This is a genomic window from Bacillus sp. CH_70 (genome assembly GCF_038007045.1).
In the GTDB taxonomy this organism is placed as follows: domain Bacteria; phylum Bacillota; class Bacilli; order Bacillales; family Bacillaceae_G; genus Bacillus_A; species Bacillus_A cereus.
On record NZ_JBBOWL010000003.1, the window covers coordinates 1 to 21,977 of the forward strand.

Here is a 21,977-nt window from a genome sequence, read left to right on the forward strand (position 1 = left end):
ATTCAAAAAGGGGGAAATAAAAAACAGTAGTGCAAAATCACTACTGTTTTTTTATTGTTTTTTAGTCTGATTAATTTTCTTAATATTGAAAAATACAAATTTATAATTTACAATTATTGTATAACTAAAATATTTTGAAGGAGTGTTGATATGAAGATTAAAGGGGTATTAATGTCTTTACTAGTTTTTATTATATTTTTAGGATTTTTTCCAATGGAAAAAGCAAATGCATCAATATTGTTTGCTTCTGATGTAGAAAAAGAATTAATCGATAGAATTGATCCAAATAAACGTTATTATGTAGTTCCAGCGGATTCCCCAACAAAGGGAATAAATGCAATTAGCTCAATGCATGTGGGGCGTCTTTCATTTCCTGTTGTTCTCGGAACTATAGAAAATCCTGGAGCAACCTCTTTGAAATTTCATTATTCAGAAGAAAATAAAAAATATCGAATCCAGTATCCTGAATTTTGGAATTTTGGTAGTATTAAAATTGATAAGTGGATTTCGATTCCTTCTAGTGGTAGCGCAGATTGGAATGAGGAGAAATATGCTCACTATTGGACTATTACTCCTGCAGATGGTGGATATACAATTCAAGCAGAAGATAATAGATACTTAAATTATAAAGAGATAATATCTTCATGGGATAAACCTGCGACTATAGTTGAGATAAGTGATAAAAAAAGTGTTTGGAAATTAATCCCGGAAAATTAAGTTTTATATAAGATTTAGAAGAAATACGTTAAATATAATAATCTATTTTTTTGATGAAAGCGAACAGAAAACTTTTATACAAAATTTTTCTTTCAAATGTATTCTATTTATTGCTGTTTTTTATCCAAATCAGTTTTCTTAATATTTTGAAGGAGTGCTGATATGAAGATTAAAGAGGTATTAATGCTATTACTAGTTTTTGTTATATTTTTAGGATTTTTACCAATAGAAAAGGTAAATGCATCTGTATCATCTGATTCAGTAAATGAGATAGTAAATGGAATTGATACAAGTAAAAACTATTATATAGTTCCAGCAGATTCACCAACAAGAGGATTAATTTTCCGTCCACTTCGAAATTCTCCATTAAACGTATTAGTTAGTTCACATGGTAATACAGTAGAAAAACCTTCCGCAAATCCTGTAAAATTACATTTTTCTGAAGAAAACAAGAAATATCGTATTGAGATGCCTGTAAATTTCATACATCCTGTTTCTTATTGGTTTTGGGCATGGGGAAGTAGTGTATTGTTGGATTTGCAAGAGAAAAATGCAACTTATTGGACTATAACTTCTGTAGAGGGAGGATATACACTTCAAGTGGAAAGTGGGTATCTCTCTTATAAAGATGTTTTTTTGCCAATGAATGGTCCTCTTATAACCACCTATTTAGGTAAAGAAGAAATTGTGTGGAAATTAGTACCTGCGTCTTAAATTTTGTATAAGTTTTAAGTATATCTTATCTAAAAAATAATACATAAATAAAACAGTACAAGCCATTTTAATATGCGATTTGTGCTGTTTTGTATTTTTTTCTAATGAAACTGAAATTCAACTTATATTAAAAAACCTTAGTAAGGCTCTTTTTTAGTCTGTATATTGAACTATTTAAATTTATTTATAAAAAGATTACACCCATTGGTTTTAGCAATGAATATTTTTTGTTCTTTATTTGGATAGAAACAAAATTTATATGCCGTATTGTAATTGCTTTTGAACTGGTTATTTTTAAATTAAAAGCTTTCCCATATCCAATGGCATCCGTTGTGGCATTATACGGAGGAGTCCTTATTATGGTCGGAAGTCAAGAGCGAGGATTCTCCTTGCTAGAACTGGTTACATAGTAGTTCAAATGATTCCGCTGTTTATAGGGTTACTTGTTGAAATCGCAAAAGTAATTTAGTCCTACTTTATGTCGGGATTTTTTTGCAGGAATAAGCAAGCCTTCATGGAATAATCTTTCTAGAAGGTGTTGTAACGCTATGCCGGATTTTAAAATTGTTTATACCGTTAAAGATGTCTATAGCCGCTTAAAAGTTATCGACAGCACGCTTAGAGAGTATGTTGAAGTCCTCCAACGAGAATCCTATATTATTAAAGAATAATAGGCAAGGTAAGAGAGAGTATACAGAGGATGTCGTTATGGTACTTGAGAAGTTAGTGAGTTTAAGTAAGTATGGCGGCATGATGCTTGAAAAGGGTGCGAAGACAGAGGAATCCAAAGAAACGGATCTAATCCCATTTCACATTCAACAACATAATGAACGAGTTGAAAAACGACTGAAAGAGCGAAATGAAAGTCTTATGAAAACATTACGTGAGATCCAGGAGACAAAGGGAACAATGCAGGAATATCGTGAAGAAATTGCAGCAGCAAGAGAGAAGAAAAAGCCGTGGTGGAAGTTCTGGTAAACTACGAAAAAGATACATAAATTTTAATCCGTTTATATCAATGTTAAAATAATATAAAAACCATATAAATATCCCTATTTAGAAATAGGGATATTTATATGGTTTTTATATTTCTGTTAGCAATTTAAACTTCCTTTTCTGTGCAGAAGTTAATTCATTTTCTACATAACGATCTATAAGTAAATCAATTATTTCGTGAGCATATTTCGTATTCGTGAGTTTCATTAGTGCTTCGAGTTCTTCTTTTGATTGGCTAGAAATTTTAATACTACCTTGTTGGTTTTTAAACTTCTTTTTATTTGGTTTTTGCTCCTTACCTTTTTCTTTTTGAGCTCCTTGTTTTTGCTCATTTTTAGTTGGAGAAGGAGGAGTATTTTCGTTATCTTTCAATACAATTGGATCCTCGTTTTTTATATAAGGATCTTCAGGTTTGAAATTCCCCTTTGTTCTACCTAATAATCCAGGTGTTTTTGCCATGTTACACACCAACCTTCATTTTTTCAAAAATATCAATGCGAGACAATAATTCATCACTAATCTTTTCGTATAGTTCAATGACATTTAAATCATGTCTATCTTTTTCAGTAATACCATTAATATCAAATCTTTTAATACGCTCCATTTGCGGAACAATATTTTTAAACAGGTTTTCTTCCCCGAAGATTTCACGAGCATTTTCCATAATATACTCGTCCACTTTACCATTGTTTTTCAATAGTACTGGAAGAATGCCTACAACCTCAATATCAAGATCATATTGCCCTTTTAACTTTATCAGTTCGTTAACATAGTTTTCAGCACCTGTAAGAGAACGCTCTTGTGTTTGCAGAGCAATAAGAACATAATCAGAAGCTACAACTGCATTTTTTGTAACTTCAATTGACATAGGAGGAACATCAATAAATATATAGTCATATTTATGTTTTATTTTTTCAAGTAATACTTTAAAGTAGTGATCTTCCTCTGTTTCAGAAGTACAAGTCTTATAAAGGAACTTTGCGAAATCTTGAAAATCAACATAAGAAGGAATTAAATATAAATTCTTCATGATTTCCACTTCTAAACCATCTAAATTCCCTTCTTGTATCCCCTTCATTAATGTTTTTTCAACAGTTACAATTTCATCTGGATTAAGAATGGATTTAGTTAACATTAAAGACTTCGTTGCATTACTCTGTGGATCAAGGTCAACGAGTAACGTTCGCTTTCCTTTTTTCGCAACTTCATAAGAGTTTAATACAGCATTTGTGGTTTTACCAACGCCACCTTTGTAATTCCCAACCGTAATTGTAATAGCCATTTTTAACACTCCATTTATATTTTTTAAAATTTCCCTATATCCCTTTATAGAAATAGGGAAAAATAGAAATAGGGAAATAGGGATATTTCTAATTATAGAAATAGGGATATTTCTATATTATTAAATGAATTATAACAATGATGTTCTGTATATGCAATAGAATGATAGAGTTAATAATTTATAACAAAAACGTTGATTTAAAAGGGAATTTTTAATTCGATTCGGGTTTGAAAAGTAAGTGAGAATGAAGATTTTCAAGGAGAGGTTTAAAGAGAAAAAAATAAAAAAATAGGGAAACAGGGAAATAGGGAAAAATAGAAATATCCCTATAGGGATATAGGGAAAAATAGAAATAGGGAAATAGGGATATTATTTAAATTACGCGTAATTTCACTGTTTACAAACAAAAAAACTTGCTGTAATGTAAGAATTAGCAAGTTTTTCAACAAAAAGTGATTTAATTTGATACTGTACATAAAGAGCTTTTGAGATAAATAAATGGTAAAAAAAATAAATAAAAAAGAACGGTTGTCTAATTGAGATTTCGCAGGTCCCAATCTGACAGAAAAAGTAGAGTTACTGACAATAACTTTACTCCCCGGTGAATACACGTTGCAGATAACAACCAGTATTCCATTTACACACTGCACAACCAGTATGTGAAATTCTCCGTCCGTTCTAGTTAACTATGTTATTAGAGATATAAAAATATCTGTATTTAGTATAGTTAATTAGAGCTAGATTGTAAAGATAGAAATCCGTATTTAAGTATGTTTGAATACGGGGAAAATTCTGTTTTTTATCTACTTTTCAGAGAATTTCCGAGGTGAGCAGTTGTTATAACTGCTCACCTTTTTTTATTGTCAAAAATCTAGTGGAAAGGAGATTTAACATGGATAAAGCGCAGCAAGCAATCGAATTGATTTTACATAATGGGTTACGGAAATATAAATATAAAAACTCAAGGGCTAGCATATCCATGTTAGATTCTCAGGATACTAGTATCAAAATGAATGACAGATTTGTGTTTATTACACGTACAAAAGAAGATTTAACGTACTCATATGGTACAAAGGGAGTTGTATTGACCTCTCAAGAAACAGTACTAGACCATATTGGACAAGCTACACATTGGACTCCAAATGTTTTTAGAGTGGGAACGTACATAGATAGAAGCAGAAAAATCATTAAAGGGCATGAAGAACGCAATCTAAAACAAATCAATTGTTTTACTGTAGATATAGATACAAAAGATGTTACTCCAGGAGAAATTGTGTTGGCCACGATGGACAACCGATTAGGCATGCCCACAGTTATTTTAGAAAGTACTAATGGATACCAGGCTTATTTTGTTTTGGACAATCCGTTGTATATCTCAAATAAGAATGACTACTTAGGTCTACGAAGTGCTAAACGAATTAGTGAGAACATCAGAAAAGCACTAAATAATCTGTTACCTGGTGTTGATTTAACATGCAATGATTTTGGATTCTTCCGTATGCCTAATGAAGAGAATGTTGTATGGATGGATGCAGAGAGTACTTGTAATTTAGCTGATTTAATTGAATGGTCTAAGGACCAAGATATTGGTCATCGCAGAAGTTTATTTAAAGTACTTTCTAACAAACCAGTTCGTACTACACAAATTACTGAAGGGTGGGTGCAAAAGGTATTAGCATGTAAGCATATAAAGGGACAAAAAGGTGTAATTGGACGTGACAATACTGTATTTACGCTTGCTTTAGCATGCTATTCTTCAGGAATGACGGAAGAGGATGTCTACAACTTATTAGATGAATTTAATACGAATTTATACAGCCCTTTGAAAAATGCTAGTATTCAAAAGGCTATTCGTAGTGCCTACTCAGGTAAATATAAAGGAGCAACCAAAGAGTACATCAATCGTATTTTAGAAATTTGGTCAGATGAGGAGGCAACATATTCAGGCGTTGTATCATCACAGTATTGGTATAAACATAAGAAAGCACGCAAGGATCGTGTGCGTAGTCATTGGTATGAGTGGGAGCAAGATATCATTGACTTCTTAAACATGCAAAAAGATACGCAAAAAGGATTTGTATACTTTACTCAAAAGGAATTATGCGAAGTACTACAAATCCCAAGGAGCACGTTAAACAGCGTGTTAAAGAAATCAAAACAAATATATATCCATGTGATTGGTAAAGGTAGTCAACGACAAACAGGGCTGTCTACTTTGTTGATGCTTTTTAATAATGCTATTGGTCGTACAACAGAACAAAAAGAGTTGTACTTGGAGCTTATTCAATCGATCGTCCCAGGAGCAGTAGAGCAATTATATGGAACACTCCCAAGGGATAACAGTGATTCTATCAAACGGAATACTGGTTAATTGCGTGCTTTGTCCACTCTGCCAATACATATATCAACTGTACTTGTTTTCTGTCTTTATTTATCTCTTCCAGTATGTGAAATTATTTTGTGGCATTCTATTTTATTTGGAGGATGCTTCGATTTTATTTTTATGTTTAGTATTTGAAACATGTATTATCCATGGTGGGTGTTCTCTAGTTTTTTTGAATTGATATTTAGTATTAGTTCAAAGATTTTAAGGTTTTATTGAGTATAGCATCTATGGATTTATGGGAATTTAATAGTGTCTTGATTGTGTAGAGATTGGAGTTAGACTCATTATTAAGGAATACGGCGGTTATGAGGTTAAGTGTATTGGAGGGATAGGAGGAATTTGTTGTGTTTGAATTAAAATTTATATTACATAAAAATATCCAAATTAAAAATCTAAATAGTCTAATATTTTTATTGAAAAAAAATAGATAATTTAGTAAAATTATACTTGTAAGATTTTTCAAAAAAGGAGAGGGTATTATGACAAGCGCACAAGTTATTGCTGGTTGGAAAAATCCAGATATTAGAGCGATTCTTGGTATGTCTGGGGAACATCCTGCTGGATTATCATTTCAAGAACTATCTACCAATGAAATGGAAGATGTACATGGAAAAATTGATCCAAAGTTAGAATCTTTCAGTCTGTCATGCTTTATTTCAGAAAGACATCCTAGTTGGTGTCCTTAAGTTTACCTCTATTTGAGTAGAAAGAGGCTTACTCCTTTTTCTACTCAAATATTTTTTTGTCCTTTTTTAATAATATAATTATTTAATTAATTGAACGAGCTATTCTTTATACTAATTTTAAAATGGGTTAAATCTTAAAAACTAATTTAATCTATTTGTTGCTATATTAAGTCATAGGGTGGTTGTACATGTTGATAAAAAATACGGTAACTTTACATAATGGTATTGAAATGCCTGTGTTGGGTTTAGGTGTTTATTTAATAGATAACAGCAATGCCAATCAGATTATCAATACAGCTATACATAATGGATATAGAAGTATTGATACGGCTCCGATATATGGGAATGAAGAAGGAATAGGAAAAGGCATAAGAGAATCAGGAATTGACAGGAAAGACTTGTTTATTACATCAAAAATTTGGAATAATGACAGTTATGCTGAAACATTTAGTGCATTTAATCAAACTTTACAAAATCTAGGACTAGAATATTTAGATTTATATTTAATTCATTGGCCAGGAAAAAATAAGTTTAAAAATACTTGGCGAGCATTAGAGGAACTGTATATTAATCAAAAAATAAAAGCAATCGGAGTTAGTAACTTTCATATTCATCATTTAAATGATTTAATAAGTATCGCTAATATAAAACCTATGGTTAATCAAGTTGAATTTCATCCTCTTTTGACTCAAAAATCATTAATTGATTTTTGCAAACAAGAAAATATTCAACTAGAAGCTTGGTCCCCCCTTATGCAAGGAAATTTAATGACTAATAATACCTTGCTACAAATTTCTCATAAATACAATAAATCTGTTGCTCAAATAATCTTAAAATGGGATCTCCAAAATGGAGTAGTAACTATTCCAAAAACTATAAACGAAAAAAGGTTACTTGAAAATATGAATATATTTAATTTTGAGCTTTCTACTGAGGATATGAAAAAAATCGATAATCTAAATCAGGACAAACGATTAGGCGCAGATCCTGATTTAGCAGTTTTTTAAATTAATATTGTTAAATCCATAATAGAAGGGCTGAAAAGATTTGTATAAAACATTCACTTTGACAAATGGAGTTAATGCTTTGTCATTAAAAGAAAGATATAATATATTAAAAACTAATTTTAGGGATATTGAAATCAATAAAGACGCTTTAACCAGATGGCGTAATCGTACAAATCTGGTCTCAAATGATAATTTCATACTAATGATGTTACATAGGAGGTATGAAGAAAAATATTTCTCACACGCTATTAAAGGTATCAATAAGGATAATCTTAATATATTTTCAAAAGAATTATTATCTAGTGATTGGCTAGAAATTTATGAAAGTGCGATGAAACAATTAGATATCAAAGATGTAGAATATGACGAAATCATGGAGTCATATTACGTTATTAGACCTTTTCTCATGTTGGCTAAATTAACTTTAGAGGAATTCTTTGTAAAAAATAAAAAAGAGCTAGCTATATCTAAAAATGTAATTCCAGATTTAATTAGACACTTATCAACCGAGCTATTAATAGTTGCACAAAAAAGTATAGTACTTGAATTGAATGTATCCAAATTAAAACAAGAACTAACAGGAAAAAGCTCTTATGATAAATATCATTCGTTTTTTAAATTATATAAAAGTAAAGAGCGATTACATAATTTTTATAATGAATATGTAGAGTTGACTAGATTACTATGTACATCAACTAGTTTTTTTACAAAAAATATAATTAAATTATTTAAAGCCCTTCTTAAGCATCGCGCTGAAGTAACTAGCAATTTCAAAATTAATAAAAGAGAGCGAATAGTACATATAAGTCTTGGACAAGGAGATACTCATCAGCAAGGCCAAACTGTAATAAAGTTAGAGTATTCCTCTGGGAAGGTTATCCTTTTTAAACCACGTGATTTAAGGACAACTAAAGTATACAATGAGTTTATTTATTGGCTAAACAGTAAAAAACAAGTACTACAAATGCCTACTTATAATGTACTTTGTTTTTCGGAATATACATTTGAAGAATTTATTAATAAAAAATCATGTAATAATGAAAAAGAAATTGAAGATTACTATACAAGATATGGTCAGCTTATAGCCATTATGTATCTATTAAGAGGAAATGACTTTCATATGGAAAATCTCATTGCCAATGGAGAGTTCCCATATATTGTCGATTTAGAAACAATTATTCAAAATCGAGTAAGTTATCAACTTCCAAATAACGCGTATTCTAAGGCTCGTGACAAAATGCTTGATTTGGTTAGTAGTACTTCCCTATTACCAGATAATTATCATATAGGCAAAGATAGAGTAATTGATATAAGTGCATTAAATGGAAGAGGTGTAAAGCTTCCTAATCAAGTCGAGGGCCCTATAAATAAACAAACGGATGATTTAAAATTTGGTTTAATTGATATTGAATTACCTGAGGCTAATAATATCCCTGATATACAAGGAAAAAGTGTCTCTTATAAAAACTATATAAATGCTATTGTGCTCGGGTATAGAGAAACATGCAAATTATTTTTAAAGTATAAAGAAGAATTAATAAATGAAAGAGACGGAATATTAAAAAAATTCGAAGGTGTAAAAGTAAGGGTTATTTTACGACCGACAGCCCATTACAATAACATGTTGCAGAGTACTTATCACCCAGATTATATGAGAAATTCTTTAGATAGAGAAAGTGTTCTTGAAAATATATGGGCTCAGCCATTTCTTCATAAAGAAGTTATAATAAGTGAATATGAAGATTTAATGGACAATGATATTCCAATTTTCTTTAATTATACAAACTCATGTGACTTAATTGATAGTAAAGGTAATATCTACAAGAATTTCTTTAAAGAAACCGGTTTTGTTAAAATGAAACAAAATCTTATTAAAATGAATAATGATGAAATCGAAAAACAAATCTCTGTTATTTTGGTTAGCACAGGTAATTATAAACCTAAGAATCAGAGTAGTATATCTACAATCAAATTAAAGGATTCTTCTAACGATGTAACACCAAGAATCAATGATATATTTATAAAAAAAGCGGAAGAAATCGGAGAATTAATATTAGAATCTGCTATAAATTCGGAGGATAATAAAACGATTTCTTGGCTAACAGTTAATGCGGATCCTATACAGACATGGAAAATTGAGAGGATTCCTGGAGATCTTTATGATGGATTAGCTGGATTAGTTGTATTTTATTATAACTTGTATAAATGTACAAAGAACATAAAATATAGACATCTATGTGATGTATTAATTCAATCTGCAAAGGATAGATTAGCTATTACTGATTTAAATTATTCATGTATAGCAGGTAAGTCATCATTACTTTATCCAGTAATCCAAATTTTCACTGATGAAGGAGATAGCCAGTATAAAGAATATATAGACAATGCTATTAATGAATTTTGCACTCATTTAAATGAAGATACCTCTTATGACTGGATACAAGGTTCACCAAGTTTTCTTCAACTTATTATGAACCTCTACACTGAAATCGGTGAAGTTGAATATTTAAATTCATCTATACGGATTGGAAATCATTTATTAAAACAATTGAAAAAATCAAATGAAAAATTAATAGGGGGATTTGCACATGGTGCAAGCTCTATAGCATATGTCTTAATGCGATTGGGTCATCTTAGTAAAAAGGAGATTTTTACTAAAAAAGCAATAGAACTTTTAAGATATGACCAATCATTTTATCGCCAAGATAAAGGAGGCTGGCTAGACGCTCGAGATACCACTCCTACTTTCAAAAATTTTTGGTGTCACGGCTCTATTGGAATTGGATTAAGTAGAATTAAAATTAAAGATTTTTATAGTGATTTTCAGATAGATCAAGAAATTAATACTGCACTCGAAACTACTCTGAATAGTTATTATGTGAATGATGATACATTATGCCATGGAAATATGGGGAAAACAGAATTGTTTTTAAATATGTATCAGCAGTCGAAGGAAAAAAAATACTTGGAATTAAGTGAAAATGTGGCATTAACCATTATTAGAACAGGCGAATATCAATCACGATCTATCAAGGGGTTTCCAGCAATAGGTTTATTTACTGGATTATCAGGAATTGGTTATCAACTATTAAGAATATCTAATCCAGAAAAGGTTCCTTCACTCTTAACTTTCTCATAAAAAAATTTTTTTCTTAAAATTATCACCTTCCTCCTTCAAACGTCTTATAAAGACGTTTGATAGATTTTTTGAGAAACATCTAATAATATGTTGCCATAATATTCACTCGATAATATATAACATTATTATATTAATAAAAATTTAATGGAGCTGATTGCTTGAATAATTTAAAAATAGGCGAAGTTGATATTGTAACAGAATTAGAATTTGCAGCTCAGCAAAAGCGACTTTTTAGCTTATATGAAAAAGGAAATCTAGAGGAAATACTATCTTTTGTGCAACATTTAGAAAAAAATTTCCCCCAAAAAATAGAAAATACAAGCTATTGGAAGGCATCATTATATTTGGCTCTACATAATAGTAGGGAAGCGATAGACACACTTTCTAATGCATTAGAGAAAGGGTTGTGGTGGAATCCGCAACTACTTAGTAATGATCCGTCATTTAGATCTCTACAAGAAAACAAAGAATTTAAAAACATCATAAATGAATGTCAAAAAATCTATGATATTAAAAAAATAAAAACAAAGTCATATCTTAGTTATTATGGTAAAAATAACTCTAATATTGGAATTTTTGCTTTACATTGGGGAGGATCAAATATAAAAGAATTTGCTCCATTTTGGCATGATGAAGATATATTAAATAATTATTCTATTGGATTTCCACAATCTTCTCAATTATATAGTCATAATGCATTTGATTGGCATAATAGAGAGATTGCAATAAAAGATATTACTACTGAATTTAATAAGTTTAAGAAAAAATTTCATCCAAACAAATTAATTTTAGCTGGGGCATCACAAGGCGGGGCATTAGCCATTGAATTAAGTCTCCGACAGAACATCAAAAATAATGGATTTATTGCTATTGCACCTGAAATATCCGATATTTCTGCAGTAAATGAGATATTGAGTGAACAAAATAATATATCCATTAAAGGGTGTATTATTATAAGTGATAACAGTCCATTCTTTAATAATGCATATGAGCTAGTACAGGTATTAAAACATTATGGAGTACAGTGTAAACTGATTAGCAATAAAGAAAAGGACCCATTTTTCCCAGAAAACTTCCCTGCATTGCTACCGGAATTAGTTGAGTATATAAATCAGCCTCTCCCTATAAATTAGATATTTTACTTGTCGGATGCTTAGCACGGATATGTTGGAGTCTGTAATGGCGATAAAAATAAACCACATTTATGTCCACCAAGAGAAAGTAAACTTGAAAATATATCTTATAAGTATCTAGGCACTCTCGAAAACGTTTCATAAATTCAATTGTTTCGAAAGATGGAAATAGGTAGTTGGATATTATCCAACTACCTAAAATTTAAATAAATTTCAATAGCTAAATGAGTTTACAGAAAAAACGAAAATTGAAGGTGTTTTAAAGAGAATGCATTCATAAGAGTATTGAAGATATACGTTTCTATTCAGACAATGAATCTCCTATATATTATGTGGAATCTATTATCATTTGTTTTTTCATGTATATGTATTAAAATCTTAAAAAGAGGGAGATATAGTGTACAAAAAATACCCCGTATGCAATATGATAATCATTTAGTACATATGAGGTATTTTTATAATTTTAAGTGTTTTGTTTCTCGTTTATCAATTCTAAAGAAATTTGAAGAATCTGATGATTTTCCATTTTTATAACTTTCCATCTACTCCCTTTATACTCTACTGGTTTATGTATATCTTCCGATAACATATACTGCACTTGCATCCAGCCACCAATAGTATCAACATTATTTTGATTATCAAATTCTAGGCCAAATTGATTTTCTAAATCATTTAATAGAACTCTACCATTAATTATGTATTTACCTTCAGATTTTTCCATAATGTCAGAAATCTCATCCTCATCAAATTCATCACGGATTTCCCCTACAATTTCTTCCAAGATATCCTCTAATGAAATAATACCAGCTGTTCCCCCATATTCATCCATTACTAATGCAATATGTACACGCTTTTTTTGCATTTTTAATAATACATCTTGTAAGGGGGAGGCTTCATAAACAAAAAGAATTTCATGGATATAATCTTTAAGTACGGTATGTCGTCCTAATGCAATATTTGTTACCATTTCTTTTGCATTTAAAACACCAATTACATCATCCTTATCACCATTTTCAGTAACAGGATAACGAGTAAAGTTATATTTATCAATAATATGTAAAACCTCATCATTTTCCATATTGTTATCTAAAAATACCACTTGAGTTCTAGGAAGCATTATATCTTTTACTACACGTTGATCAAAAGAAAAGATATTTTGCATTAAGGATAGTTCTGTTTCGTTTATTTCACCACTTTGATAACTTTGGTTCATAATAAGTTTTAGCTCTTCCTCAGAATGAGCTTGTTCATGACTGGTAGGTTTAACACCAAAAATGTTAAGAAAAACACGTGCAGATCCATTAAGCAACCAGATAAGTGGAAATAAAATTTTTCCGAATATCACAAGTGTAGGTCCTATTAATAATGTCATCTTTTCCGCATATTGAATGGCTAATGTTTTTGGAGCGAGTTCTCCAATTACTACATGGAGAAAGGTCATTATTGATAAAGCGAGAACATATGAAATTACAGTAGATAGTGCACTAGATATTCCGAAATCTTGAAAAATTGGATGTAACATTCTTTCGACTGTAGGTTCTCCAAGAGTACCTAATCCTAAAGCAGTTACAGTGATACCTAGTTGACAGGCTGATAGATAGTAATCTAAATCATTCACGATTTTTTTTACTGCCAATGCTTTTTTATTACCTTCTGATACTAACTGATCAATTCGAGTCATACGAACTTTAACAACAGCAAATTCAGCACCTACAAAAAAGGCAGTTAATAAAATTAAAATCGTTACAAGTATTAAATTAGTAATTATGGTTATGTCCAATTAGTTCCCTCATACAGAGGGATTCACCTCCAAGATAATATTATTATTCATATAATAATTTTAATAACAGAGTATACCTCTAAATAGAGCAACAATAATTATTCTAACTTAATAAATTTGTGGTAACACCTTCGCAAGATGCTTTCCCCCCTTATATATTTATAAAATATCATAGGATAGACTACCTGTACATTATAAAGAATTTAGGTATATTAGGAGCTTCTATTGCTTCTCCCTCATATTTTAAAATGCCGTTCATTTAAATAAATTAATTTTAGGATTACGAAGTAGGAGATTTGGTCTTTATAATTAGTATATGATAAAAAAATATTTGGACCCCGTACTTATGAAAGTAAAGAAAGGTTTTCTTTCTAATCAGTTTTCTTAGAAATTTCCCTAGAATTATTTTTCAAGATATTTAATGTGTTAAAATCATAATAAAATTTCCCATGAACGTATAAAATGTTTACAAATCCAAACTTTTCTTTGGATTTTTGAAAAATAATATTTGCCGCTCCAGATTGTCTTAAATCAGCTTCTATTAATAATATTCGTTCTTTTTTAAACTCTAAATTCCCTATAGCAAATTTTAAATTTTTTTGATCTAAATCAACGAGCACAATATTTGCTCCTCTACGATAGGTGAACATAGCTACTTTTAAACTAGTGGGCTTCGTTGCTTCAGTAATAATAATTGTTTTACCTAATAACAGAGTTTTATTCATAATAGATTCTCCCCTTTTAGTTGGTTCAATTATTTTCATCAGTATAAATTACTGAATAATGAGTCTATTATTTTGGTAGAGATGCTGTATTCAATGGTAAGGAATAGTAGATAGGAAAGAAATAATAAGTATAATTTCTAATAATATATCTTCATTCAATGATAAAATGGTATATTGTAATTTTTAGTTTATTTTCTTTTTTAAATCAGATTAAATATAATTATATTCCATATTTACATTTAATTGTATTTGTTTTGCTGAATTAGGGTGGTTTATATATAATATATTGTTTTTTTGTGTCATATCTGTTAAAAAATTAATACCATTAATTTACTTATAAGTAATACGAGAATGATTTTTGTAATAAGACATTGTTAGAGAACCACACAGAAAAACCCGAATAATGGTTTTAAATCCGCTATTCGAGTTTTTTCACTACTTTTTAGTTTGAATTACTTTGATAGGGCCTTATATACATTTAGATGTCCATTTCCGAAGTAAATCTTTTCATTAGAATTAGAAAAATCTATACCATATGTCATTAAATGATTTACTGTTTGTTCAGGAGTTCTTTTTCCATACTTATCTATAATAAGTGCTAATGCAGCTGATACTTTTGGTGCTGCAGAAGATGTACCAGCTGTGTAAAAGTATCCTTGATTATTACTAGTACTTAATATATTTTCTTTCATAAATAAACCTTGTTGATTCCAGGCTTCTGGACCATACTCTTTTAAAAGTTTAAAATCTCCACCTGGAGCTGTTATATCTATAAAATTATATCCGAAATTAGAAAAGGTCGATAATTTTTTATCAGGTCCTGTTGAAGAGACTGTAACCACTCCAGGTAAAGAAGCAGGGGCCTGTATCGATTTACCTAAAAATGTTACATTTTTAGAATCTGGTAAACTTAATAAATATTCTTCTACTTTTTTAGTATCGTTAACATCTAATCCATCATTTCCAGAGGATGAAACCAAAATAGAGCCTTTATTTCTAGCGTATTTAATGGCTCTCTCATAGGCTAAGATATCTACTAATTCATTATCTACTTTTACTGTTTTACCTGTTTCTGGGTCTTTGTGTATAATTGGTCCTGTACTTTTAAAACCACTTAGGCTCATTGATATTACATCGGTACCATCTTTTGCAGATTCTACTATTGCTTTTGTAATCCAAATACTCTGGCCGCTAGATTTTCCAAATACTCTATATGAGCGAATTCCAACATTAGGTGCTACCCCTTTTATTCTGCCATTAGCAGCAACTAATCCTGCAACATGAGTACCATGCCCTCTTTTATCATTGATATCATTGATATCTCCAGTTTCAGTATTTTCTTTTCCTTTATATCCCCCCGCTGGGACTAGATTTTTGGAACCGGGTAGTATATTAGGCTGTAGATCAGGATGTTGTAGGTCTATACCAGAATCAATAATACCAACAACAACATTATGAGAGCCTTTAGAGAGATTGAAACTTTTTCCGTTTTCTGTAACCTGTTTTACATCCCATTGATAGTCCCACAAACTATTTGAAGTAGACGGAGTAGAATATACACGTTGCATACCATTTGATATTTCAGAGTGTAAGGGTGTTCCCACGTATAACTCTTTTTTATTTTTTTCTAAATTAGGAATTTCATCACTTTTTGCTTTTACTTTATAAAAGCCTATCTCAGGTACAGAATAGGTGACTTGTAAGTTATGCTTTTTTATTAATTGCTGAAAGTCTTCAGTATTATTTTCATCCCTTAATAAAATGGAGTATTCATTTTCGGAAGATTCAGCATAGGTGTAATTAGGTATACAAAATAAAACAAATAGCATTGAGATTATTACAAGTATCTCTTTTTTAAATTTTTTCATCATTGTCCCATTATCCCCTTTTGAAATATACATTTTTTTAAAAATTATATAAAATCTGTATATTAAATATACAAAATTTTCTTATCATAAATCAAGTAGAGGATAATTGATTTATAAATAAAATATGTAATAGTATATTAAAGTGTTTAATATTTAAAATATATTGAAAGAGTGGAATAAAAATGAAAAAAGAGAAATTACTTCTAGTTGAAGATGATAGGGACTTGAATCATTTAGTCAAGGAATTTTTGGAAAGAGAAGGTTTCAATATAACTAGTGTCTTTGATGGCGAAGAAGCCATCAAAGAACTATCTACTAAAAAATATGATCTTCTCATTTTAGATATAATGCTTCCAATTATAGATGGTTTAACAGTATTAAAGAAACTACGTAATAATAGCTATATTCCTGTAATAATTTTATCTGCTAAAGATGCAGATACAGATAAAATTATAGGATTGGGATTAGGAGCTGATGATTATGTTACAAAACCTTTTAATGTAGATATTTTATTAGCAAGAGTAAAGGCACAATTACGAAGAAATAGTTATATGGAAGAGTACAAACTTGATAATAAAAAGATATTCAAACATGGAAAGCTTCATCTTAATCTTGAAAACTATAAAATATATGTAAATGGAACAGAAAAAAGTTTAACCAATAAGGAGTTTGAACTTTTAAAATTACTTATGTTAAACCCAAATAAGGTATATACGAAATCTCAAATTTATCAGGAAGTTTGGGGAGAAGAATATCTGCAGGATGAGAGCACAGTCCAAGTTCACATAAGAAAATTACGAAAAAAAATAGAAAAAGATCCAGCTAACCCTGTATACATACGAACTATATGGGGAATAGGATATAAATTAGGTGAAATGTCATGACTGTTAATGTATTATTTGGAATTTTAATTATTTTACTAGGGATATGCAGTTTTCTTGTAAATTTATATTTCCTATCACAACAGCAACATTTGAGAAATATAAATGAAATCATGGATGATATACGTAAAGGCAATTATAGTAGAAGGTTTAAATGTAGATGTCGGAATCGTAGTATTATTGAATTAAATAATAACTTAAATTATTTAATGAATGATTTTCAAAAAAAACTTAATCGCTTAAATAATTTAGAGAGAGAGCAAAAGGACTTTATAGTAAATATTGCTCATGATTTAAGAACGCCCATTTCATCAATTCTAGCTTATACTCAAGTGTTGAAAAAAACTGATTTTTCAGATGGTGATACAGAAAGATATATAGAAGTCATCTGGAAAAAAGGTAATGAAGTAGTAGAGCTAATAGAAAGTTTTTTTGAACTTAATAAATTAGAGAATAAATTAGTACAGTTGAAATATGAAAAAATTAATATGTGCAGATTGATAGAAGAGGAATTGTTATCATTTTACCAAGAATTTTCAGAAGAAAATATTCAACCTGATATTATTATACCAGCAGAAGATATTTTTATTTTTGGTGATAATTTAGCAATTAGACGAATTATTAGTAATTTGATTTCTAATTCTTTAAAGTATGGAAAAGAAGGTAAATATTTTGGCATAGAATTACAGAGAAAAGAGAATGGAGTTTTGATTCGAATTTTTGATCGCGGTCCTGGAATTAACGAGTCACAGATTCCCTTTATATTTGAGAAATTATATACATGCGAGGAATCTAGAAATAAATCAAAAAGGGGGAACGGCTTAGGGCTAACTATAGTAAAATTGTTAGTAGAATTACATAACGGTAAAATTTTCGTTTTAAGTACTCCATATAAAGAGACGGTCTTTTCATTTTATCTTCCTTTTGAAAGTTAAGCTTTTTTTCAGGTTTGTGTATCAAAGATGTAACATTAATATATTATCATTATTATTACATAAAAATAATAAGTAGGTGAGTTTATGGAATATGTTCTCCAAACAAAAGGATTAACCAAAAGATATAAGGGATACAACGCTGTAGATAACATTGATATGCACATAAAAAAAGGAGAAATTTATGGATTTTTAGGTCAAAATGGTGCTGGGAAAACTACTACTCTAAGATTGCTTACTGGATTGATTAAACCGACATCGGGTGAAATCGAATTATTTGGACAGCCATTACAGCAAAATAAGACAAAAGTATTTGAACGTATAGGCTCAACAATAGAATATCCAGGTTTTTATAATAATCTTACCGTTACAGAAGTATTAGAAATTCATCTTTATTTAATGGGAGTTAATGAAAAAAGAGTAGTAGGTGAAATTATAAATAAGGTAGGATTAATTACGGTTAAGAATAAAAAAGTAGAAGAGTTATCTCTAGGAATGAAACAACGCTTAGGGATCGCGCGGGCTTTATCCCACCAACCCGAACTTCTCATTTTAGATGAACCAATGAATGGATTAGATCCAGCTGGTATTAAAGAAATCCGTAATTTAATCTATCACTTAGCTATTGATAATAATATGACGGTACTTATGTCTAGTCATATATTAAGTGAAGTACAACAAATAGCAACAAAAATAGGAATTATTTCGAAGGGGAAATTGATTGAAGAAATTAGTAAAGAAGAATTAGATAAAAAGAATCAGCAATATATTAATTTAAAAGTTGATGACAATTTAAAAGCAATTCGAGTTTTAGAAGAAAAATTGCTAATAAAAGAATTTAAAGTGTTTAACGATGAGACTATAAGAATATATGAAAGAACTAGTGATGTTTCTTTAATTAATAGAGCATTAATTGAAGAAGAGGTAGAAATTCAATCTTCTAATGTTGCTGGTGCATCTTTAGAAGAATATTTCCTTCAAAAAACAGGGGGTGAATTTAATGTCTAGGGTATTATATGTAGAGTTAATGAAATTAAAGCGGACAAAGATTCTTTGGCTATGTGTGGTGGGGGCGTATTTACCGCTGATGATCAATTATTTTGGTGCTAAACAAGGTAACTTTGACTGGGCAAAATTTTATTTTTTCAATTGGAATATGCTTTATCTATTAGGGCCTGTATTATTTTCAACATTTGCTAGTAATTTAATTATTAGGGAATACCAAGAAAAAACAATTAATAATTTATTTTTATATCCTTATAGTAGACTTAAATTTTTTATAGGTAAATTTCTGATTTGTTTATTTATGATCTTAGCCACTATGATTTTATCTCTTGTAGGAGTTTTAATTGCAGGACAAGCAGTAATAAGTCAAGAAATCAGTACCGATATGATATTTCAATTTTTTATAGTTTGTATAGTAAGCTCTCTGTTGCAATGGTTATTAGTGTCCATTTCAGTTTTTGCAAGCATATGTACAAAATCATATATTGCACCAGTTATTATTGGTATCTGTTTAACAATTGTAGGTATGATGGCTATGTCTACAGAATATGCACCGTACTTTCCATACAGTAATATTTCAATTATTATATCAAAACTTCCAGCATTACTCTCTGGAGAAATTATTAATCAATTAGACATGAGAAATGTTATTATTTCCATACTAAGTATTTCAATCACAGGTTTTACATTTATATTTTTATCTGCCTGGAGTTACATGAAAAATGATATACACAACTAATTAAAGGAGGTGGATTAGAATGGATAAAAGTTGTAAAAAATGTGGTGGTAAAGAAGTAGAAGTAAATAAAATTGCTACGACAGGTGCGGGTCTTAGTAGGTATTTAAACCTCCAACATAATCAATTTAAAGCTGTCTCTTGTAAGAAATGTGGTTATACAGAAATGTATAAAACAAATAGTTCAACTACTGAAAATATAGTAGATTTATTTTTGGGGCGATGATAAATTATTCATATTCTAATACATTTTGATTTTCATTCAGTAATTAAGTTAAATTGAGGACTGGTTGGAGAGAAAAAATTTAATAAAAAAGTGCCATTCTTCCTATAGGGATAGCACCACACATCCATCAACTTAAGGTATATTTTCAAACAAAATGCGGTCTTTCCATATAGTTTTTTATTATCTTTTGTAGATTTTATAAAAGCGGGCATATCAAATAAACCCTGACGGGTTTCAATTTTTTACTATGCTACCTGATGAGTAGAGGTGGTATACTCATAGATAACACCCAAAATATCAAAGACTGTCTTTTTCTCGTATCGGTGAGATTTTCGTCCGTTGTGCTGTAGGAGGTTAAACAGACGAAGGAGAACCTTTGATAATTCTTGGGTGTTTTTGTGTAATGCTTGGTAAAAAAGTGAAAAATAATCCTTAATTATGTACATCGCTTTATATTCACTTAGCTCTTTCTGTTTCTTACGTAATAGGAGTTCTCGCATTTTAAACATAGTAGAAGAACATAATAGAATACTAATGAGTTGCCCATAAAGATGACATTCTAATCGCTCTTGTTTAATAGATTTACAACGATGAATTTGAAACCAAGATTTCCATATTTTAAATAACAGCTCAATTTGCCAACGTAATGAATATAAATCATAGATTTTCTCTTTTGGTACCCATTCCGTAGAATATTTGTCATATATACCGTAATACCTTGTAAAAGCTTTGTATGCTCTGTATATGTAATTCCTTTTTTCTTTTCGCGAATAGCTCGGTCACGTAGGCGTTTCTGCTTTTGCTCCTCGGTACACCTATAAACTACAATACGAGTAGGCAATTTGTCCTTACTCCCTACATATACATCGTATAATTCATACACTTGGCCAGGTTGTAGTTGTTTCATAATGTCTTCCAAATGAATTTGTATATATACAGGTTTCAATTGAGAGGGTTTTGTTTTAAATACCACTGTTTCGAACTCTTTTCTATATATTTTAGTTGGTAACTTAAGACGAGATAAATAATACCCCTGCTTGTCCTGAATAGACTTAAAGTCTTGTAGACGAAAACATCCTAATTCACGAATATACAGCTTATTCTTTTGTATCATGCCTGTTCGAGTCGCACCTTACGCCTGATCACTTCGTTTTCCTGGTTCAATTTTCAAATTAGAAAATTCTCCACTCAACAAGTCATACTCTAGTTGAATTTTCACACCAGCTTTATGACTATATCCTCCGGCACCAGGATAAGTAGATGCGAATCGATCTGGAACTTGAAAGGTTGTAGAATCAAGGGTGCGAATGCGCTCAAAGTAGGAAGAAAGAGAATGAGAAATCTTAGATACGCCTCCAATTTTAGCTTGTAGAAGTGTAGTAAATACAGTTCGAAAGAAGGATACAGAAGCCGAGTTAAATCGCCGATTAAGTCCTTCCAGACTTAATAAAACTCCTGTTGAAGTTTCTAATTGACTACATAGTTGAGTAAGAGGGGTAGTAGCGACTTGTTGATTTAGCCATACACACAAAGATAAGAAATGGTGCCCGTGGCACTTACGTTTTCGTTTCATCCCGCCTGCTTCTATGGCTAATTGATTAAGTGTAGCGGGAGACATATATCGATATAACTCTTCAGCGAATAAAGATAATTCTTGTTTTTGATTCATATTCATAAAAAACACGTCACTCTTTCTCATTAACATAAGAAAATAGTAACGTGCTTTTAACTTCAAAAATAGTCTAAATCCTTAAGTTGATGGAT

The 21,977-nt window shown here is 30.2% G+C and carries 19 protein-coding genes and 3 pseudogenes; 14 read left to right on the forward strand and 8 right to left on the reverse strand.

Annotated elements, in window-relative coordinates; genetic code table 11:
• The first annotated feature begins 150 nt into the window (after positions 1-150).
• The gene (locus tag N2V79_RS28955; protein ID WP_340720549.1) at positions 151-717 is read left to right on the forward strand and encodes a hypothetical protein; all 567 of its coding nucleotides are present in this window, start codon (positions 151-153) and stop codon (positions 715-717) included.
• 162 nt (positions 718-879) lie between these two features.
• The gene (locus tag N2V79_RS28960; protein ID WP_340720550.1) at positions 880-1,431 is read left to right on the forward strand and encodes a hypothetical protein; all 552 of its coding nucleotides are present in this window, start codon (positions 880-882) and stop codon (positions 1,429-1,431) included.
• 170 nt (positions 1,432-1,601) lie between these two features.
• On the opposite strand, the pseudogene N2V79_RS28965 reads toward N2V79_RS28960, so the two are convergent.
• A pseudogene (locus N2V79_RS28965) lies at positions 1,602-1,667 on the reverse strand (hypothetical protein); the annotation flags it as partial.
• A 24-nt stretch (positions 1,668-1,691) separates the two neighbouring features.
• Here N2V79_RS28965 and N2V79_RS29320 point away from each other — a divergent pair.
• Positions 1,692-1,900 (forward strand): annotated as a pseudogene (locus N2V79_RS29320) (hypothetical protein); the annotation flags it as partial.
• A gap of 79 nt (positions 1,901-1,979) precedes the next feature.
• Positions 1,980-2,409, forward strand: a pseudogene (locus N2V79_RS28970) (DUF3967 domain-containing protein).
• Between the two features lie 105 nt (positions 2,410-2,514).
• Here the strand turns inward: N2V79_RS28970 and N2V79_RS28975 are convergent.
• Positions 2,515-2,886, reverse strand: coding sequence for a hypothetical protein (locus N2V79_RS28975; RefSeq protein WP_340720551.1), 372 nt, complete (start codon positions 2,884-2,886; stop codon positions 2,515-2,517).
• Between the two features lies 1 nt (position 2,887).
• Positions 2,888-3,709, reverse strand: coding sequence for a ParA family protein (locus tag N2V79_RS28980; RefSeq protein ID WP_340720552.1), 822 nt, complete (start codon positions 3,707-3,709; stop codon positions 2,888-2,890).
• 892 nt (positions 3,710-4,601) lie between these two features.
• Between N2V79_RS28980 and N2V79_RS28985 the strand changes: the two genes are divergently transcribed.
• The 5 genes from N2V79_RS28985 to N2V79_RS29005 all read left to right on the forward strand — a co-directional run bounded on the left by N2V79_RS28985 (position 4,602) and on the right by N2V79_RS29005 (position 12,060).
• Positions 4,602-6,080, forward strand: a complete 1,479-nt coding sequence (locus N2V79_RS28985; RefSeq protein WP_340720553.1) for a primase C-terminal domain-containing protein — start codon at positions 4,602-4,604, stop codon at positions 6,078-6,080.
• Between the two features lie 494 nt (positions 6,081-6,574).
• A complete protein-coding gene (locus N2V79_RS28990) occupies positions 6,575-6,781 on the forward strand; it encodes a mersacidin/lichenicidin family type 2 lantibiotic (RefSeq protein ID WP_340720554.1) in 207 nt (68 codons plus the stop codon).
• A 188-nt stretch (positions 6,782-6,969) separates the two neighbouring features.
• Positions 6,970-7,788, forward strand: coding sequence for an aldo/keto reductase (locus N2V79_RS28995; RefSeq protein ID WP_445661895.1), 819 nt, complete (start codon positions 6,970-6,972; stop codon positions 7,786-7,788).
• A gap of 79 nt (positions 7,789-7,867) precedes the next feature.
• Positions 7,868-10,927: a type 2 lanthipeptide synthetase LanM family protein gene (locus tag N2V79_RS29000; RefSeq protein ID WP_340720556.1), complete on the forward strand. Its 3,060-nt coding sequence runs from the start codon at positions 7,868-7,870 to the stop codon at positions 10,925-10,927.
• Positions 10,928-11,085: 158 nt separating this feature from the next.
• Positions 11,086-12,060, forward strand: a complete 975-nt coding sequence (locus tag N2V79_RS29005) for a TPR end-of-group domain-containing protein (RefSeq protein WP_340720557.1) — start codon at positions 11,086-11,088, stop codon at positions 12,058-12,060.
• Positions 12,061-12,523: 463 nt separating this feature from the next.
• On the opposite strand, the gene N2V79_RS29010 is transcribed toward N2V79_RS29005, so the two are convergent.
• From N2V79_RS29010 to N2V79_RS29020, 3 genes are all read right to left on the reverse strand, one after another.
• A complete protein-coding gene (locus tag N2V79_RS29010; RefSeq protein ID WP_340720558.1) occupies positions 12,524-13,840 on the reverse strand; it encodes a hemolysin family protein in 1,317 nt (438 codons plus the stop codon).
• Between the two features lie 371 nt (positions 13,841-14,211).
• The gene (locus tag N2V79_RS29015) at positions 14,212-14,565 is read right to left on the reverse strand and encodes a hypothetical protein (RefSeq protein ID WP_340720559.1); all 354 of its coding nucleotides are present in this window, start codon (positions 14,563-14,565) and stop codon (positions 14,212-14,214) included.
• Positions 14,566-15,017: 452 nt separating this feature from the next.
• The gene (locus tag N2V79_RS29020) at positions 15,018-16,436 is read right to left on the reverse strand and encodes a S8 family peptidase (protein ID WP_340720560.1); all 1,419 of its coding nucleotides are present in this window, start codon (positions 16,434-16,436) and stop codon (positions 15,018-15,020) included.
• Positions 16,437-16,615: 179 nt separating this feature from the next.
• Here N2V79_RS29020 and N2V79_RS29025 point away from each other — a divergent pair, with 179 nt between their 5' ends.
• From N2V79_RS29025 to N2V79_RS29045, 5 genes are all read left to right on the forward strand, one after another.
• Positions 16,616-17,317: a response regulator transcription factor gene (locus N2V79_RS29025; protein WP_340720561.1), complete on the forward strand. Its 702-nt coding sequence runs from the start codon at positions 16,616-16,618 to the stop codon at positions 17,315-17,317.
• Complete coding sequence (locus tag N2V79_RS29030) at positions 17,314-18,249, forward strand: sensor histidine kinase (protein ID WP_340720562.1); 936 nt, start codon at positions 17,314-17,316, stop codon at positions 18,247-18,249. Before N2V79_RS29025 ends, N2V79_RS29030 begins: the two co-directional genes overlap by 4 nt.
• 84 nt (positions 18,250-18,333) lie before the next feature.
• Positions 18,334-19,254 (forward strand): ATP-binding cassette domain-containing protein, encoded by a 921-nt coding sequence (locus N2V79_RS29035; RefSeq protein WP_340720563.1) that lies wholly within the window; start codon positions 18,334-18,336, stop codon positions 19,252-19,254.
• Positions 19,247-19,990 (forward strand): ABC transporter permease, encoded by a 744-nt coding sequence (locus N2V79_RS29040; RefSeq protein WP_340720564.1) that lies wholly within the window; start codon positions 19,247-19,249, stop codon positions 19,988-19,990. Before N2V79_RS29035 ends, N2V79_RS29040 begins: the two co-directional genes overlap by 8 nt.
• Positions 19,991-20,009: 19 nt before the next feature.
• Positions 20,010-20,213 carry a zinc ribbon domain-containing protein gene (locus N2V79_RS29045; protein WP_340720565.1) on the forward strand — a complete coding sequence of 68 codons (204 nt, stop codon included), beginning with the start codon at positions 20,010-20,012 and terminating at the stop codon, positions 20,211-20,213.
• A 245-nt stretch (positions 20,214-20,458) separates the two neighbouring features.
• Here N2V79_RS29045 and N2V79_RS29325 read toward each other — a convergent pair whose 3' ends face one another.
• Both N2V79_RS29325 and N2V79_RS29330 read right to left on the reverse strand, forming a co-directional pair.
• Positions 20,459-20,959 carry a transposase gene (locus tag N2V79_RS29325; protein ID WP_445661897.1) on the reverse strand — a complete coding sequence of 167 codons (501 nt, stop codon included), beginning with the start codon at positions 20,957-20,959 and terminating at the stop codon, positions 20,459-20,461.
• Between the two features lie 386 nt (positions 20,960-21,345).
• Entirely contained in the window at positions 21,346-21,888 is a 543-nt protein-coding gene (locus tag N2V79_RS29330) for an IS4 family transposase (protein WP_445661896.1), read from the reverse strand.
• Positions 21,889-21,977 lie beyond the last annotated feature (89 nt).

Excerpts from the sequence above, each read along its gene's own strand:
- N2V79_RS29015 (WP_340720559.1), bottom strand. The coding sequence starts at position 14,565 with ATGAATAAAACTCTGTTATTAGGTAAAACAATTATTATTACTGAAGCA.
- N2V79_RS28980 (WP_340720552.1), bottom strand. The coding sequence starts at position 3,709 with ATGGCTATTACAATTACGGTTGGGAATTACAAAGGTGGCGTTGGTAAA.
- N2V79_RS29040 (WP_340720564.1), top strand. The coding sequence starts at position 19,247 with ATGTCTAGGGTATTATATGTAGAGTTAATGAAATTAAAGCGGACAAAG.
- N2V79_RS29035 (WP_340720563.1), top strand. The coding sequence starts at position 18,334 with ATGGAATATGTTCTCCAAACAAAAGGATTAACCAAAAGATATAAGGGA.
- N2V79_RS29025 (WP_340720561.1), top strand. The coding sequence starts at position 16,616 with ATGAAAAAAGAGAAATTACTTCTAGTTGAAGATGATAGGGACTTGAAT.
- N2V79_RS28955 (WP_340720549.1), top strand. The coding sequence starts at position 151 with ATGAAGATTAAAGGGGTATTAATGTCTTTACTAGTTTTTATTATATTT.
- N2V79_RS28975 (WP_340720551.1), bottom strand. The coding sequence starts at position 2,886 with ATGGCAAAAACACCTGGATTATTAGGTAGAACAAAGGGGAATTTCAAA.
- N2V79_RS29020 (WP_340720560.1), bottom strand. The coding sequence starts at position 16,436 with ATGATGAAAAAATTTAAAAAAGAGATACTTGTAATAATCTCAATGCTA.
- N2V79_RS28990 (WP_340720554.1), top strand. The coding sequence starts at position 6,575 with ATGACAAGCGCACAAGTTATTGCTGGTTGGAAAAATCCAGATATTAGA.
- N2V79_RS29330 (WP_445661896.1), bottom strand. The coding sequence starts at position 21,888 with ATGAATATGAATCAAAAACAAGAATTATCTTTATTCGCTGAAGAGTTA.
- N2V79_RS29030 (WP_340720562.1), top strand. The coding sequence starts at position 17,314 with ATGACTGTTAATGTATTATTTGGAATTTTAATTATTTTACTAGGGATA.
- N2V79_RS28995 (WP_445661895.1), top strand. The coding sequence starts at position 6,970 with ATGTTGATAAAAAATACGGTAACTTTACATAATGGTATTGAAATGCCT.
- N2V79_RS29045 (WP_340720565.1), top strand. The coding sequence starts at position 20,010 with ATGGATAAAAGTTGTAAAAAATGTGGTGGTAAAGAAGTAGAAGTAAAT.
- N2V79_RS28960 (WP_340720550.1), top strand. The coding sequence starts at position 880 with ATGAAGATTAAAGAGGTATTAATGCTATTACTAGTTTTTGTTATATTT.
- N2V79_RS28985 (WP_340720553.1), top strand. The coding sequence starts at position 4,602 with ATGGATAAAGCGCAGCAAGCAATCGAATTGATTTTACATAATGGGTTA.